This window comes from Methanomicrobiales archaeon, assembly GCA_030019205.1.
Classification (GTDB): domain Archaea; phylum Halobacteriota; class Methanomicrobia; order Methanomicrobiales; family JACTUA01; genus JASEFH01.
Genome location: JASEFH010000001.1, coordinates 274,961 through 291,572, shown reverse-complemented (window position 1 = coordinate 291,572; position 16,612 = coordinate 274,961). Strand labels below are relative to the sequence as shown.

The window sequence follows — 16,612 nt, the reverse complement described above, 5'->3', positions numbered from 1 at the left end:
ATGGCCATGGAACCGCGGACTCTCCTGTACGTCTATGCTCTCCAGAATGCCGTGAAGTACGGGGACGTGCCCAAGGGCGGGACCGTGCTGGGGAAGTTGCTGGGCGAACATCCTGAGTACCGCGCTTCCGCCCGCGAGCTGCGGAACGTGGTGGATGCGGTGATCGCGGAGGTGAGCGCCCTCACCCCGGAGGATAGGATCTCCCGCCTGAGAGCGCTCGCACCGAACCTGATCGACGAGCTTTCGGAGCGTCATGCGGAAGAGAGGGCCCTGCCGCCCCTGGAGGGCGCGGAGAAGGGCGTGGTGATGCGGTTCGCCCCCAACCCCAGCGGACCGCTCCACCTGGGGCACGCTCGGGCGGCGATCCTGAATGACGCCTACATCCAGAAATATGGCGGGAGATACATCCTCCGGATCGAGGATACCGATCCGCGCAGGGTGGACCCGGATGCGTACCGTACGGTTCAGGAGGATATCGACTGGCTTGGGATCGGGATCGACGATATCGTCTACCAGAGCGATCGCCTTGAGATCTACTACGAGTATGCAGAGAAGCTGATCGCACTCGGGGGGGCGTACATCTGCACCTGCGAGGCGGAGGAGTTCCGCATGCTGAAGCTTGCCAGAAAGACCTGCCCCTGCCGCGTGAACGACACCGAGAAGAACCTTGAACTCTGGGAGGCGATGCTCGCAGGGGAGTACTACGAAGGCGCGGTCACGATGCGCGTGAAGACCGACCTGGAGCATCCGGACCCGGCCATGCGGGACTTCTCCGCGTTCCGCATCGTCGGTTCACCACCCCACCCCCGGGTGGATGCACGGGTCTTCCCGCTGATGAACTTCTCCGTCGCGGTGGACGATCACCTGCTAGGCATCACCCACGTGATCCGCGGAAAGGACCATATCGCGAACACGGTGCGGCAGCGGTTTATCTTCGATTATTTCGGCTGGACACCGCCCATCTACCGCCATTACGGCCGCATGGGCATCGAGGGAGTGGTCCTCTCCACTTCGGAGATGCGGGCGGGGATCGCGGCAGGTAGGTTCAGCGGATGGGACGATGTCCGTCTCGGCACGCTCCGCGCGATCGCGAAGCGCGGAATCGCCCCGGAGGCGGTCCGCCGCTCCATCCTCGAGATCGGAATCGGCGAGACGGATATCTCCTTCTCCTGGGACAACCTCTACGCCCATAACCGCAGTATCGTGGACCCTGTCGCCAATCGCTACTTCTTCGTCCCCGATCCCGTCGAGGTGGAGGTGGCAGGCGCCCCCGAGCAGATCGCACGGCCTCTCCTGCACCCGGGAGATCCCGATCGGGGTGTTCGGGCGCTCCGGTTCCGGGACCGCGTCGTGCTGCCGAAGGAGGAACTGCGATGGCCTTGCCTGCGGCTGAAGGACCTCTTCAACGTCGCCGTCGAGAGCGCCGACGCGGGGCACGCGCTCGTCTATGCGGGCAACTCCCTCGAAGAGGCGCGGAAGAGGAAGCTGCCTGTCGTCCAGTGGCTGCCCGTCGGCGAGCGCATGCCCTGCGTCCTCCACCGCCCCGAGGGGGACGTAACGGGCTTCTGCGAGCCCGCTGTCGCCGAACAGATAGGGCGCATCGTTCAGTTCGAGCGTGTCGGGTTCGCCCGCATCGACGCTCTGAACGAGGAGGGCGTCCAGGCGTACTACACGCACCGCTGAACGGTCCGGCATCCCCGCCCCTGATGTCCGGCGGGTACGGGATGCACCCGGATATACCCGATATTTTTCCCGATCAGCGATTATACGAGCCGGAACTCCCGCAGCGATAAAAAGAAAGTATTTGTACTTTTCTGTATTCAGCATTAACTGAGACGAGCATATGGCATATAACGCATTCGAATCAGACACGCAGAGATACGTATCCCTGATCATCCGGATCCTGAACGACGTGGACGACGATCTCCAGCACCTGAAAGATCTGATGTCGGGAGGGGGACGCATCCCCCAGTTCGTCCTCTTCGACGCCACGAAGATCCTGGAGAAGTCGTTCTACAACTGCCAGGTCGTGGGGGAGACTCTGCGGCAGGGCTACAGCAAACGATACCTCACCCGGCAGCAGGTGGACTCGCTGAACCGGCAGTTGCAGGATGCCGTGCGGAAGATGGCCGAGTACACCGACGCGGTCGCGCTGTTCCAGCGTGTCTGCTGCGCTCCCGCATCCCAGAACCGATACGATACCGGCATATCGAGTTGAGATCCCCTAAATACTCTTTTCCTCCGATTGGTTCCGGCCGAGATCCCGCTCGCGTGCGCCTGCACCGCTCCGAAACGCTCCCCCGATCCACCGAGGTCGCGGCGCTGCTCCCCGGAATGCGGGCATCTGCGGGGCACGGGCGCTCACGCTCTCCGGCCTTCCTGCAGGATCCGGCGGAGAGCCTCCCATGCCTGCCCGATCTCCCGGTAGTCCCTCTTCTGCAGTACGGAGTATACCACCTCCGGAATCTCGATATCCCTCTCCGCCACCTTCACGAAGTCCTGCAGCTGATCGAGAGCCGTCTGTCCGAGCACCTGTTCGCGCGCAAGGATCGCCGAATCCCGATCGGGATCGATCCGCAGGATGGCCTCGTAGCAGGCGATTGCCTCGCGGTGGCGGTTCAGCTTGCAGAGGATCCATCCCTTGCTGTGCAGGGCGGTGCAGTACGACGGGTCGAGAAGGAGGGCCCGATCGCAGCACTCCGCCGCCTCATCGAGGCGATCCAGCCGGGCCAGCGCATAGCATCGCCGCTGCCATGCGGCTGCATCCCCGGGATCGATCGCGATCGCCCTGCGATAGGTCTCCGCAGCCTCTTCGTACCGCTCCAGTTTGAGGAGCGCGAATCCTTTTCTCTTCAGAGCGGGGGCATTCTCCGGATCCAGCGCGAGCGCCGCGTCGAAGCAGGCGACTGCATCGCTGAACCGTCCCTGGCTGCTGAAGAAGTTGCCTCTGTCGTACCACGCTCGGGCAATTGCCGGATCGGTTGCCATCGTCGATGTAAAGGCATCCACCCCTAATAATTCTACCGGTGCCGGTCACCGGGGTGCACCGGCAGTTTCCGGGAAGGAGAAAAATGGGAGTTTCCGGCACGCTTCGTCACCCCGTGCGGCGGAGCAGCCCGGGGAGCTGCGCTCCCTCAAGCGCGGAAGGAGAGAATTCATCGGATTCGGGACTGGTTAAGCGCCCTGATCACCGGTGAGTCCGGCGCGGCTCTGCGGCACCCGGGATACAGGGGCTTTTCCACCAGCCGCAAGGTGTCCCCGTTTCGGTCCGAAACCCTTTGCTGCACCGCACCGGTCTTCGCCACCCCTGACCATGCCCCGCCGCAGCAGTGGGATCTTCTCCCCCACCGGCTCCGCCCCGCATGGGGAGTACGATCCCTCGACCAGGGCCCGCAATCTCGAGTGCCTCCTTCAATCAGCAGGGGCTTCCGACCTGATCCGCCGCTGCTCTTTTGGAGGGCGGAGCAGACCCATCCCTGCCCCACCTCCGATAGACTCCAGGGCTGCTGGCGGTGTATCTTGTCGACTCACGCGGGAAAGGCAGATAACCCCCCGCTTCCTCTTCCCTTCCGGTCCCTATCGCCCCTTCCGGGCAGGAGTTCTCAGGGGGACATGTGCGCGCCTCAGCACTCTCACCCCGTCGAGATCCGTGGTGGAATGATGCTCCGTGGACGTTGATTCCGCGTCAGGAATGGCGATACTGCATCCCGGTGCCGTCCGTTCCCTCCCGGGATTTGCCTTCTCGCACAAGGAATTGGGAGAACTCACAATCGCTCGGCTCGACGGTTGCGAATATGCAGCGGCGGGAGTTCGAAAAGCGTGGATATTCAGGGCCATCCGAAGATGGCGCGGAGGAATCCGAGGAAGGCCGCGGTGATCCGCTGAAGGATGTCCGGGGGATTCGGGGTCGCCGTTCCTGCCGTCGCAGATTCTGCCGGGATGCCCGCATCACCCGTCAGGCCTTCCGGTTCGACAGGAGCCGCTGCCAGAACCATACCGCCCGCAGGTGCGGACACCGGGGTGGAGGAGGGGATGACCCTTGGCTGGATCGGAATGGGCGCGGGAGTGGCAGCAGTCTTCGATGCGGAGAGCCCGCCGAACCCACCATTGCCCGAACCGCCTGTCGGGCGCGATAACCCCGCGGATCCGCCCGAGCCGCCGCCCGATCCCCCGGAAGATCCACCAGGACTGCCGGAACTCCCCGAACTTCCACTGGAGCCTCCGCCGGTGCTGGCAGCGGTGACTCTGACGGTATCATTTCCCATAAAGTCTGCCCAGGCGTCTCCGGTGTCCACCCGCCCGCTCACAGTGAGTCTCACCGCATCCCCCGGAGAGATGCCGGTAAGTTTTCGCTGGAAAAAGCGGGCAATGTATGTGGCGTTATCCGACGAGATATCACCGTAAGTCGCCTTCGCGCCTCCACACTCGATGGAAGAGAGATCTATTCCGCGTGCGCTGTATCCCTCTGGCAGGCGGATCGAGACATTGAAGGTGGCATTGTTCACATCCAGGATCCCGGGCAGGATCCCGACAGTGGCGGGTACCGGACCGACCGCCGGAGGCGGCGGTCGGTTCACGATGTTCACGGTCGCCTCTGCTGCATTATCGCTGCTCTCCTCATCGGCCGGCGAGGCGGAGTCGATCCGGACGCGGTTCGTCCTGCTGCCTGCGGAGGTGAAGTTCGTACTCAGGGAGAGCGTCGCGCTCTGGGCGGCATCCAGCTCCGGGATCGTCCAGACCTGATCGAGGAACGAGCCGCTGTCCGGCGCAGCGGATACAATCGTCGCATCCGGTATACTGGCGGCATCAACGCGGACCACCACGCCGGTCGCCATTTCCGGTCCGGCATTGGTCAGCGTGATCGTCCAGGCGACGGGATCCCCGACGAAGGCTTCAGCGGCAGCCGCGGCCACAGTGATCCCGAGATCTGCGGTCGGGGTATACGCCTCGACCGTGACGGAAGCCGTCGCTGCGTTGTTGTCGGGATCGGGATCCGTGGATATCGATGCCGTGATGGCGGCACGGTTCACCTTCTCCCCGGCATCCGCAAACGCGGTCATGAAGGTCCATGTGGCGCTCTCGCCCCTGCGAAGACTCGGGACCGTCCAGAGAGTGTTCTCCCGGGTACCCCCGCTGACCCCAACCGCACTGTAGGTGGCGCCGGGAAGCCCGGACAGATCCTCCGTGATCTGGACGGCGGACGCCGTGTCCGGCCCATTGTTCGACACGGTAACCTCCCACACCACCGGATCCCCGACACGGGCCGTTGCGGTGGACACCGTGGCGGCGAGTGAGAGATCCGCATAGAGGACCGGCTCCGGTGTCGGTGTTGCAGCGGGTGTGGGAGGCGGCGTTGGAGTGGGCGTGGGCGTCGGGGAGGGAGTGGGGGTTGGAGCGGGTGCGATGGTCTGCGTTGGAATGGGTGTTTACGTCGGGGTTGGTGCGGGAGTCGGATTTGGCGTCGGTATTGGCGTGAGAGCGGGCGTCGGAGTAGGTGTCGGGGCAGGGTCGGGAGTGGGCGTGGCTGCCGGCGTCGGTGTCGGAGCGGGAGAAGGCGTCGGGGTGAGTGCCGGCGTTGGTGCGGGTGTCGGTGTCGGAGTGGGGGGAGGTGTCGGCGCAGGAGTCGGTGTGGTTGCTGCGAAGATCGTCACGGTGGTATACGCACCGTTATTGGTCGGATCGGGATCGGCAGGTGCGGATGCGATGATGTTCATCCCGTGCGTGCTCTGCCCGACCCGGGTGTAGACTGTGTCCCAGGTCAGGTCGGCGCTCTGGCCGCTCGCCAGGGAAGGGATGGTCCAGTTGGGGCTGCTGTACCGCCCCGCCGTTACCTGGATGTTGCTGGTTTTTGTGCCCCCGCCCATCCCGGTGTGGTCGCACCGGACCACGATCCCGGTCGCCGTATCCGGGCCGTAATTCGTGATCGTGGCCCTCCAGGCGACAGCCTCCCCGACGACCGTCGTGGTCGGGTCCGCCGTCTGCGTGAAGCCGAGGTCCGCCAGCGCACTGACAGCAGTGGTCGCCGATGCCATTATCGTTAGAATTGCCATTATGAGGGTTACCCGGTGTATCCGCTTGTCCATAGCGTAAGTACCAGCCTGCACACCATGGCTCCTCTGCCGAAATGCATCGCGCTCTGGTATGCGGCTGCGAATATCATCTTTTAATATTTAAAATTATTCTCCGATATCGCGAATCGGCGATGCTTTGATGGAATGCACATGAACAGACTTTTTATAGGGAGCCCGGTCATGCGATAATGTGCAAAATTGTTACTTAAATGATATTATTACTCAATACGGCACTATTGGCAGAATCCTGTCATACCGATAGTAAAAGGTTGCCAATTCTCACGCACGACTGCGAATCCCCCTCCCCCTGCGGAACGGATGCAACGCCTCCGATCCTGACCCCGCGCACGGCGGCCGAGGCGGAGGCGCCAAACTCTTGAGACCTCCGCAGAACGCAGCCTTTGACCGTATCGCCCGCCGCTATCCGCATTCCCGACCACAATCCGCCTCCCTCTGCTGCCCGCGATCCCGCTGCCTGTCCACCTCCTTTACCAGCTCCACGAGAACGGCGAACAGGGCGGCTTCCAGCGGGTCGTCGAATGCGCAGAAACCTTCCCTTGAGTGCCGCTGCATCATCTCCACCAGCCTGACTGCATAGATCTGATCCTCTTTCCGCATCGCCCGCCGCACCCGCATCCACCGCTCCGCCGTCGTACTCACGCCCAGTTGCAGGGTCTCCCTCTGCATCGTCGACCTCCTCTTCCCGCACCACGGGTTCCTCCGAACCCCGGGGGAGTACCACGCATACGGGTGCAAGGAGAATAAAGAGACAGGCAGACGGGGTGAAAGTGGCGAGTATCCATCCCCGTCGCAGATACGACGCTCACGCCGGTGCCATAAGATTATACGGTGAACCCCCCACCTCTGTACCGGTATGGAAGATCGGGAGATCCTCTCGGTACTGAAGTACGTCGCGTCCATGAAGTGCGGATTCCGCCTCTCCGAGATCCGCCCGTACCTCTCCGAAGAGATCCCAACAGAAGCCCTCCACCGACGGATAGCCCCCCACCTCGCCGAGCTCCGCCTCACTTCGGAAAAGATCGGCGACGACTACTCGCTGGAGCGCATCGGGATCGCCGACACCCTGCGGCTCTCGGAAGAGGAGCACCGCCGCATCCGGGCAGCCCTGGGAGCCAGACGGTTTCCCGATGAGCTCCAGGATCGGATCCAGCAGTACATCGAGAAGAAGGTGGGGAAACCCCTTACGGATCCCGTGGTGCTGGAGCGGATCCGCCGGGCGATCGTGGCGCAGAAGTCGGAGTACTGGAAGGAGGACAAGGGGATCACCTACCGCAAGGGCTACAGCGTCTTCGGCTATCTGGTCTACCACGCCCCGGTCTACTACACGCAGTTCCAGCATATACTCCTCCAGATGGCCGAAGAAGGCCTGTTAAAAACCCGGATGCGAATCCTGGACGTCGGGACGGGGGCGGGCGTTGTGCCCCTCGCCATCGCAGGTTTCCTGAAAACCCTCGGCAGGGGAGAGGCGCACATATTCGCGATCGACAGATTCGAGGAGAATCTCGAAGCCTACCGCTACCTGGTGCCGGAGTTCGGGAAGGACGTCCCCGGGCTCCGCATCGAACCGCCGCAGCATGCGGACATGGTCACCCTCCAGGAGATACCCGGGCGCCCGGACATGCTGGTCTTCTCGATGGTGCTGAACGAGCTGAAGGCCTCACCCGAACAGCGTGCGGAGGTCGTGATGCGGTATTCGGAGAATCTGGCGCACGACGGCACGGTCGTGATCGTCGAACCGGCGGATCTGGTGAACGCCACGGAGATGCGAAGGATGGTTGCCGCTCTTCTGGATCGCGGGCTGTTCATGTACGCGCCCTGCACGTTCCTGTGGGGCACCCGCTGCCATCCCATCACCTGCTGGTCCTTCGCGGAGAAAGAGAGCATTCGCCCCACGCGGCTGATGCTCGCAGTCGCAGGAACCGACGAGCCCCACCGCTACATCAACACCGACATCAAGTACTCCTATGCCCTTCTCCGGAAGGATCGCCTTACGCGGGAGGTGTATCGCGCACCGCCCGACGCCAGATTTACCCGGCTCTCGAAGCTCTCGCAGCACCTGAGACGCCGCATCAGCGTGGTCGTCGCAGTCATGTCCTCCGACCTCGGAGATGCAGAGCACCACGTCTACAAGGTCTGCGACGGGACAGTCGGGAAATCCGTGTACGCAATCCTTCCGCGATACCACGAGACAGGGGAGAATGCCGCACTGCGGGAAAGCCGCTACGGGGAGATCGTCGAGATCCACAACGTGCTCGTCCGCTACAATCCCCGGCACGATGCCTACAACCTGCTCGTGGATCGGAATACAAGGGTGCTCTCGGCATCCGGGTGATGCCCTCCCGGTCGTGCCTGAACCGCAGAAGAGACCATATCCGGCGGAGGCGCAACCCCTCATACCGGAGGCGCCGATCGACACAGACTCCACGGCATCTGCTCGAACCCGCAAGGGCATCCCCCGGTCAGGGAGATTCCCGCCCGTACCGGATGTTCGCGAATGCGATGACCGCGCCGATGAGGGTTATGATGACCCCGATCAGCAGCACCACCGCATCCAGCTGGACAAGCAGGAGGATGCTCGAGAGGATGCCAAAGAGCGGGACCAGGGGGAAGGCACCGACGCTCAGCGGAACCCGGAAGGGGCGGATCATGAGGGGCCTTGTGAAGCGGAGCACGATTACAGCGCCGTTGATCGCGATGAACGCGACGAACAGCGTATAGTTGGTAAGATTTGCGATGAACCCGATATCCCCCGCAAAGACGAACAGGATGGTGAAGACCGCGATGACGAGGATTGCCACCCACGGAGTTCTGCGCACCGGGTGCACCCGTGCGAGCACCCGCGGCAGGGAGAACGACTCCGCCATGCCGTAGATGATCCGGGACGCGGCATACATCATGAGAAGAACAGTGTTTGCCGTCGCAAAGAGAGCAATCGCGGAGAGCAGCACGGATCCCAGATCCCCGACCGCCACCTGCGCCACCACCGAGAAGGGCGCCGCGGTGGCGGAGAGCATCTGCCAGCCGGTCACGCTCACGGCACTGATGGAGGCCGCGATGTAGAGAACGATGCTGGTGAGCAGGGCGAGCATCAGCCCGCGCGGAATGGTCTTCTCCGGCTCCCGCGCCTCCTCGGACATCTTGACGATCTCCTCGAAACCCAGGTAGGCGAAGAAGAGCAGTGCGGACGCCTGGAGAAGTCCGTCCACGCCGGACGGCATCTCGAAGTAGTCGACCCTCCCGAGATAGGGGATGCCGACAACGGCGATGAATATCAATCCCCCCGCCTCGATCAGCGTGAATACGACTGCCACGGACGCGGATTCGCGAACACCGATGCACAGCAGGAGGGATAGGGCAGCGATGAGAAGGATGGCGGAGGGGATTGGACTCACAGAGAAGAGATCGGCTACGTACCCGCCGAATCCGACCGCCACCGTGGCGGATGCGATCACGCCGGAGAGGATGATGAGCCATCCGACGATGAACGCGATCTTCCTGCCGAAACTCTGAGCCGTGTATTCGTACTCCGCGCTCGCCCGGGGGAACATGGAGGAGAGCTCGGCGTAACTCAGGCCCGTGAAGAGTGCGATGCCGGCGGAGATCAGGAAAGCAAGCCAGACGGCGTTTCCGGCCAGAGCCGCCCCCTCTCCCAAGAGCGCGTAGATGCCGGCTCCCAGGATGATGCCCGTCCCTGCAAATGTCACCTCGAAGAGTCCGAGTTCCCTCTTCAGCTCCGTGTCGCGGGGCATCGCACATCCACTCGATCTATTGCTGTCCCGATTGCTCCAGCATTTTCCAGTCTGCTTCCGGATTGAAAGGTCTTGCGTCGCGTCCGCTGCCGCCGTGAAGACCATCTTCGCCTACTCTGCCTGCAAGGCATCTACGTGCACCCATAAATACTGTTCCGGTTCTCCGGCATTTATGCGAATGCTCCTCGCGGTCGATTCCGGCAGGACCCTTCCGTACGATCCCCGGAGAGGAACGGTGGACGCCTCTTCAGCCGGAATGACATCAGAGCCGTAAGGGGGACGGATTCATACCGGGCAATCCGGCAGCGATGGACTCTCCCGAAGCGACGCTCAGGAGGGAGTCGCCACAGGGGAGAGAGAGCCCCGGCGGGTGTGTTCACTGCCGAAGCACCGATGCCCCAGGAGCGGGGTGCACAGCCCCGGTGCCCTGCGAGCAGAGGTGCGGTCGGATTGCGAATCCGCCGGTTCCGCTCTCGCGGGTGGACGGCGGCGTGGCACTGCAGAGGTTCGATCGCCGGGGGAGTTTCGGTAGCGGGGACGAACGGCAGAGGGCGGACGGCAGTGCCGCCCGATCGGAGGCGAGGTGAACGGCTCCAGGAGTCGGGGTGGACATACTTCATCGCCCTTCGATCGAACCGGGGTCGACATAAAAGATTTATCATAACATTCCCTATTCTCATGAGGAGGACGCAGAGAAGCGATCTCTATGGCTGTTGGAGGAATCGTAGAGCGGCAGGGCTGGTACGGGAGGATCACCCGCACATTCGTATTCGACAAGGGCGGCATCTTCGAGCGGTCGGGCGACTGGCACGGGGGCATTCTCCGAACGTTCGTCTACGAGGAGGACGGGGACACCATGACGGAACGCGAAGGGTTTGAGAAGGGCGGCGATGTTCTCCGCACGTTCCGGTTCGATCCGACGGGGATGGTGGAAACCGAAGGCCGCATCTACGGCAAGATCAAGAGAACGTATTCGTTTGAGGACGGCGGAAGAACGATTCTGGAACGCGATGGAGGCAGGTACGGCCGGGTCGTCCGGGTGTTCCAGTACGAGAAGAGGGGCATATCCGAGATCGAGGGCAGAGGGCATGGCGAACCCGTTCGGACGTTCGTGTTCGAGAAGGATGGCAAGGCAATGACCGAACGGGAGGGGGGGTGGTTTGGAGCCGCGAAGCGGACGTTCATCTTCGAAGGCGTCAATCCCGACATGCTTGAGAATCCCGAGATATTTCTGCAGTTCATGCTGCTGATCTCCTGACATGCGGTGTCCGGAGGACGGGTGTACGCCTCCATCCTCCCCGATCGCGATGGCCTCTCCCATGCCTTTTCATAGATCTTTCCACGGGGTTTTCGCCCTCCGGCAGGACACCCTCCGAGCGGATACCGTGATCGGCACGAAACAGTGCCCGGATGCAATGGGCAGGTTCCTGCCAGTGAACGTTTATCCCGCCCGGGAGACGCGGACGCAATCGCCACACCCCCACGTCAAGAATCCTTTACCGGGAATGCCGGTGACGTCCCGGAATGACTGCCGTTCGGTCCCCGTGCGATCTCGCCGGATGACAAACGCCGAGAGATCGAGCAGGCAGATAGTGACGAACCGCCAGTTTCGATAAGTAGAAAAACGACAATAAAAACGACGAATTCCCGTCTTCAAGGCATAGCAGCGAACCATGCTTCCCGAGGACTCGCGTACCTCAGTACAACATGGTACGTGGGCGGGCTTAACTGCTGGGTTCGGGATGAGTCCAGGTGTTTCCCCGCCGCTATGGCCGCTATGACCCCCGGAAGATTCTATCTCCCGGGGACGACCAGACGTCCATTCGGATGCCTGGCCGCAAGCCAAGGCCCGGATTTGAACCGGGGTGTAGTTGATCTGCAGTCAACCGCGTGGCCGCTCCGCCACCTTGGCAGCCGTGTCCTCCTATGATTGGGCTCCATGGATAATAAATATCCCTATCGTCCGCGAGGCGGTGTGCACTCTGAAATTCGTCTGGGTTCAGGGTATGGCATTCGGGCGTTAGTACCCGCGGACTGAACACGTCGTTGCCTTCGTGCGTACATCCCGGGCCTATCAAACCGGTCTTCTACCGATGCCCTCAACGGAGTCTCTTTTCAGGGCGGGTTTCAAGCTTAGATGCATTCAGCTTTTATCCCTTATCGCGTAGCTGCTCGGCGATGCCCTGTCGGACAACCGATCGACCAGAGGCGACGAAGGAAAGTTCCTCTCGTACTATTTCCTTCTTACCCTCAGACTCCGAACACTCCTAAAAGATAGTAACCGACCTGTCTCACGACGGTCTAAACCCAGCTCACGATCCCCTTTAATAGGCGAACAACCTCACCCTTGGCCGCTGCTGCACGGCCAGGATGGAAAGAACCGACATCGAGGTAGCAAGCCGCCGGGTCGATATGTGCTCTTGCCGGCGACGACTCTGTTATCCCCGGGGTAGCTTTTCTGTCGTCGATAGCCCTCACCAACAGGGCATATCGGTTCGTTAGATCCGACTTTCGTCTCGCGAACCTTTGCTGTGTGGATTCGCGTCAGGCCGACTTTTGCTCTTGACACTCTCCGGCGAGTTTCCGACTCACCTGAGTCGACCTTAGAGCACCCTTGATATTTTTTCGAGGGTGTGGCGCCCCACCCAAACTGCCCACCTATCAGTGTCCTCTCGTCGAGTTAGGGTTACAGCATAGCAAGGATGGTGTCTCATCGGTGGCTCCCCGCCCCCCGGAAGGAACGGTTCGACGCCTCCCATCTACTCTGCGCAAGCTACACCGTAACCCAATGACAGGCTGCAGTAAAGCTCCACGGGGTCTTCACTTCCCTTTAGGAGTCCCTGGTCTCTGCACCAGGACAAAAAGTTCAACGGATTCGTGTTAGGGACAGTAGAGCTCTCATTATTCCATTCATGCAAGTCGCCAATTAAGCGACAAGGTACTACGCTACCTTAAGAGGGTCATAGTTACCCCCGCCGTTTACGAGTCCTTCGTCCGATTGAGCTCGGTTTTCAGATACTCGCACTGGGCAGGAATCAGTGACTATACTAGTCCTTTCGGAGTTGCAGTCACCTATGTTGTTATTAGACAGTTAGAGCTCCCTTGTCACTGCGACCTGCCTGCTCTCCAGGCAGGCACCCCTTATTCCAAAGGTACAGGGCTAATTTGCCGAGTTCCCTTAACACGATTACTCCGACACGCCTTCGCCTTTTCAGCGAGGGGCACCTGTGTCAGTTCTCGGTACGGACGTCCAGCTCCTTTTTCACGGGCTCCAGGAATTTACCGGATTGCTCCATCACATATTCGCCCGTTTCTCACCATTACGGTACTCCACGGGCTTCGATGCTTGGACGGGGCGACGACCCCGCCCGGCATATCCCGAAGCGTCAGGGCTGTTACGCTTCAGCTGGACGGTACAGGAATATTAACCTGTTTCCCTTTCGCTGTGCTCGAGTTACGGCACAGCTTAGGACCGACTAACCCTTGGCCGACGAACGTTGCCGAGGAAACCTGGCCCCTGCGGCGGTTGGGATTCTCACCCAACTATGCTTCTACTGTTGCCAGAATTCTCATTCCCACACGGTCCACTGGAACTTACGCCCCAGCTTCCGCCCATGCAGGACGCCTCCCTACGCCATCACCTTGCGGTGGTCTGTGGTCTCTGTAGTAGGCTTGAGCCCCGTCCATTTTCAGTGCCCTAAACCTCGACTGGTAAGCTGTTACGCACTTTTTGAAGGATAGCTGCTTCTAAGCTCACCTCCCAGTTGTCTTTGGCTTAGGACGCCTTTCTTGTGTTTACACTGAGCCTACATTCGGGGACATTAACCACAGTCTGGGTTGTCTCCCTTACGGACTGCAAGCTTACCCCGTAGTCCGGACTGCCGGCCTTCTTCGACGATGGGGAGTTTGGAGTTTGACAGGGGGGTGAGGGATTTCTCCCCCAGCTCCCCCAATCAGTGCTCTACCTCACCATCTATCTCCAGCCAGGTCATGCTGCGGCATGTTTCGGGAGGAACCAGCTGTTTCCCAGTTCGATTAATCTTTCACTCCTATACGCAGGTCACGCGAGTGATTTGCATATCAACACCGTTTGCGGTCCTCCACGCAACTTTCGTTACGCTTCGACCTGCCCACGCATAGATCACTAGGTTCCGGGTCTTGCTCTGCTGACTCCGCGCACTTTTCGTACGCCGTCCCATGCCCGAAGGCTACGGACCTGTTGGTTTCCCTTCGGCTCCCCCTTGACAGGTTAACCTTGCCAACAGAACAAACTCTCTGGCCCGTTCTTCAAAACGTACGTTGCGACGTCGGCAACCGCGCTCGTACTGCCGCCTCGCGGCGGTTTCCTTCGCGCGGAAGATCCTTTCACGCCGCAACACGCGATCACCTGCCAATTTCAGGCTCTTTTGACATCCTTTTCAGGGATTCTTTTCAGCTTTCGCTCACGCTACTAGTGCGCTATCGGTTTCGAGGAGTATTTAGTTTTGGAAGTTGATGTCTCCCAGATTCCCGCGAGAATTCCAACCCGCGGTACTCAAGACACCGCCCGATCCTCTCCGCTTACGCGTACGGGACTATCACCCTCTCTGGTGCTCCGTTCCAGAAGACTTCTGCTTCGCGGAAGGGGATCGTTACGGCGGGCTTGCAACACCACATCTCCCTTTCGGGATTCGGTTTGAACTGTGTCGCTTTCGATCGCCTTTACTCACGACATCTCGGAAGTGATTTCTTCTCCTGCCCCTACTAAGATGTTTCAATTCGGGGCGTTCCCGATCCTGCACGGATCAACACCGAAGTGCTGGGATGTCCCATTGGGGAATCCCCGGATCAAAGGCTCCTTGCGCCTCCCCGGGGCATATCGCTGCTTGGCACGCCCTTCTTCGGCTCTCGAACCCAGCCATCCCCTGGCAGGCATACGTGCCACTACCGCTGAACCCATTTAACGTCCAGAGTGCACACCTATACACGGCGTCGTAAGGTCCATGACCTTCAGCCCTTCGCTGGAGATTTGCATCTCCAGGTGCATCGAACGCATTGCCCTATACCCTAGGGCATGCATTCCCATGAAGGTTTGCCCCTCCATGGGAAGTGGACTCAGGGGGATTTGAACCCCCGGCCTCGGCCTCGCAAAGGCCGCGCTCTTCCAGCTGAGCTATAAGCCCAATCCTCCTGCTGGCACCGGCAATTATACGTTCTATCTGACAACCGCTTCTTCCCTTGCTTCGTTAGGAGGTGATCCAGCCGCAGATTCCCCTACGGCTACCTTGTTACGACTTAACCCCCCTTGCGGAACCTGGATTCGACTGCGGCGAGTACCGCAGCCTCATCCAGACCCCACTCGGGTGGTTTGACGGGCGGTGTGTGCAAGGAGCAGGGACATATTCACCGCGCCATTTTGAGACGCGATTACTACGGATTCCAGCTTCATGTGGGCGAGTTGCAGCCCACAATCCGAACTACGGACAGGTTTAGGAGATTGCCTTCACCTCTCGGTGTCGATGCCCATTGTCCTGCCCATTGTAGCCCGCGTGTAGCCCGGGTAATTCGGGGCATGCTGACCTACCGTTGCCCATTCCTTCCTCCTCTTTAGCAGAGGCGGTCCCAACAGTGTCCCCATCATCCCGGAGGACATGCTGGCAACTGTTGGCGTGGGTCTCGCTCGTTGCCTGACTTAACAGGATGCTTCACAGTACGAACTGACGACGGCCATGCACCTCCTCTCAGCTGGTCAAGTAGAGTCTTCAGCCCGACCATCATCCCGCTGTCTTACCCGGTGAGCTTCCCGGCGTTGAGTCCAATTAAACCGCAGGCTCCACCCGTTGTGGTGCTCCCCCGCCAATTCCTTTAAGTTTCAGCCTTGCGACCGTACTTCCCAGGCGGCACGTTTCACGGTTTCCCTTCGGCACCTCGGTAACTCGTGGTCACCGAGACACCTAACGCGCATCGTTTACAGCTGGGACTACCCGGGTATCTAATCCGGTTTGCTCCCCCAGCTTTCGTCCCTCACTGTCGGAGCCGTTATGGTGAGGCGCCTTCGCCACCGGTGGTCCCCCGAGGATTACAGGATTTCACTCCTACCCCCGGAGTACCCCTCACCTCTCCCGGTCCCTAGGTTGCCAGTATCCCTTAGACGCCCAACGGTTGAGCCGTTGGATTTCCCAAGAGACTTAACAACCCAGCTACGAACGCTTTAAGCCCAGTAATAGTGGCCACCACTCGAGCCGCCGGTATTACCGCGGCGGCTGGCACCGGTCTTGCCCGGCCCTTTCTCCAGGTGCGTTTTGGACACCTGAACAGCCTGTATGTACAGGCACTCGGGGTTCCCTTATCACGGTTTCCCGCATTGTAAAGTTTTCGCGCCTGCTGCGCCCCGTAGGGCCTGGATTCATGTCTCAGAATCCATCTCCGGGCTCTTGCTCTCACAACCCGTACTGATTACTGGCTTGTTGGGCCGTTACCCCAACAACAACCTAATCAGCCGCAGACCCATCCTAAGGCGCCGGAGCTTTGGACTAGGGAGCATTCCAGCTTCCCTAGACTATGGAGTATTATCCCCAGTTTCCCGGGATTATCCTCCTCCTTAGGGCAGGTTGTCCACGTGTTACTGAGCAGTTCGCCGAGGGCTTTCCCCTCTCGACTTGCATGGCTTAGTCGAACCCCGATAGCAGTGACCTCTGGCAGGATCAACCAGAATTGAAGTAGGCACACTATCCATCTGTCAACTTGTGAAAGGAACTAGCGGTTGTCAAATAGATTTCCGCATTGCCAGTA

The 16,612-nt window shown here is 60.6% G+C and carries 9 protein-coding genes, 2 tRNA genes and 3 rRNA genes; 4 read left to right on the top strand and 10 right to left on the bottom strand.

Annotation, left to right across the window (positions count from 1 at the left end; translation table 11 throughout):
* Together QMC96_01360 and QMC96_01355 are read left to right on the top strand one after the other, a co-directional pair.
* Entirely contained in the window at window positions 1-1,683 is a 1,683-nt protein-coding gene (locus QMC96_01360) for a glutamate--tRNA ligase (GenBank protein MDI6875401.1), read from the top strand.
* Between the two features lie 160 nt (window positions 1,684-1,843).
* Entirely contained in the window at window positions 1,844-2,218 is a 375-nt protein-coding gene (locus QMC96_01355) for a hypothetical protein (GenBank protein MDI6875400.1), read from the top strand.
* 143 nt (window positions 2,219-2,361) lie between these two features.
* Here the strand turns inward: QMC96_01355 and QMC96_01350 are convergent, their stop codons facing one another.
* From QMC96_01350 to QMC96_01335, 4 genes are all read right to left on the bottom strand, one after another.
* Window positions 2,362-2,988 carry a tetratricopeptide repeat protein gene (locus tag QMC96_01350; GenBank protein MDI6875399.1) on the bottom strand — a complete coding sequence of 209 codons (627 nt, stop codon included), beginning with the start codon at window positions 2,986-2,988 and terminating at the stop codon, window positions 2,362-2,364.
* Window positions 2,989-3,827: 839 nt separating this feature from the next.
* A complete protein-coding gene (locus QMC96_01345) occupies window positions 3,828-5,405 on the bottom strand; it encodes a DUF11 domain-containing protein (protein ID MDI6875398.1) in 1,578 nt (525 codons plus the stop codon).
* A 21-nt stretch (window positions 5,406-5,426) separates the two neighbouring features.
* Window positions 5,427-6,050 carry a DUF11 domain-containing protein gene (locus QMC96_01340; protein MDI6875397.1) on the bottom strand — a complete coding sequence of 208 codons (624 nt, stop codon included), beginning with the start codon at window positions 6,048-6,050 and terminating at the stop codon, window positions 5,427-5,429.
* Window positions 6,051-6,491: 441 nt separating this feature from the next.
* The gene (locus QMC96_01335; protein ID MDI6875396.1) at window positions 6,492-6,758 is read right to left on the bottom strand and encodes a hypothetical protein; all 267 of its coding nucleotides are present in this window, start codon (window positions 6,756-6,758) and stop codon (window positions 6,492-6,494) included.
* 187 nt (window positions 6,759-6,945) lie between these two features.
* Between QMC96_01335 and QMC96_01330 the strand changes: the two genes are divergently transcribed.
* Window positions 6,946-8,424, top strand: coding sequence for a class I SAM-dependent methyltransferase (locus QMC96_01330; protein MDI6875395.1), 1,479 nt, complete (start codon window positions 6,946-6,948; stop codon window positions 8,422-8,424).
* 127 nt (window positions 8,425-8,551) lie between these two features.
* Here the strand turns inward: QMC96_01330 and QMC96_01325 are convergent, their stop codons facing one another.
* On the bottom strand, window positions 8,552-9,841 hold the full coding sequence (locus tag QMC96_01325) for an amino acid permease (GenBank protein ID MDI6875394.1): 1,290 nt from the start codon (window positions 9,839-9,841) through the stop codon (window positions 8,552-8,554).
* A 706-nt stretch (window positions 9,842-10,547) separates the two neighbouring features.
* Here QMC96_01325 and QMC96_01320 point away from each other — a divergent pair.
* Complete coding sequence (locus tag QMC96_01320; protein ID MDI6875393.1) at window positions 10,548-11,099, top strand: hypothetical protein; 552 nt, start codon at window positions 10,548-10,550, stop codon at window positions 11,097-11,099.
* A 400-nt stretch (window positions 11,100-11,499) separates the two neighbouring features.
* On the opposite strand, the gene rrf is transcribed toward QMC96_01320, so the two are convergent.
* The 5 genes from rrf to QMC96_01295 form a co-directional block, all read right to left on the bottom strand.
* Window positions 11,500-11,621: ribosomal RNA gene (gene rrf, locus QMC96_01315) — 5S ribosomal RNA — on the bottom strand.
* A gap of 60 nt (window positions 11,622-11,681) precedes the next feature.
* Window positions 11,682-11,753 (bottom strand) — tRNA-Cys (locus QMC96_01310).
* Window positions 11,754-11,842: 89 nt separating this feature from the next.
* Window positions 11,843-14,770 (bottom strand): 23S ribosomal RNA (locus QMC96_01305).
* Between the two features lie 160 nt (window positions 14,771-14,930).
* Window positions 14,931-15,003, bottom strand: a tRNA-Ala gene (locus tag QMC96_01300).
* Window positions 15,004-15,068: 65 nt separating this feature from the next.
* A 16S ribosomal RNA gene (locus QMC96_01295) occupies window positions 15,069-16,535 on the bottom strand.
* Together the 16S, 23S and 5S rRNA genes with 2 tRNA genes alongside form the textbook arrangement of a ribosomal RNA operon.
* Window positions 16,536-16,612 lie beyond the last annotated feature (77 nt).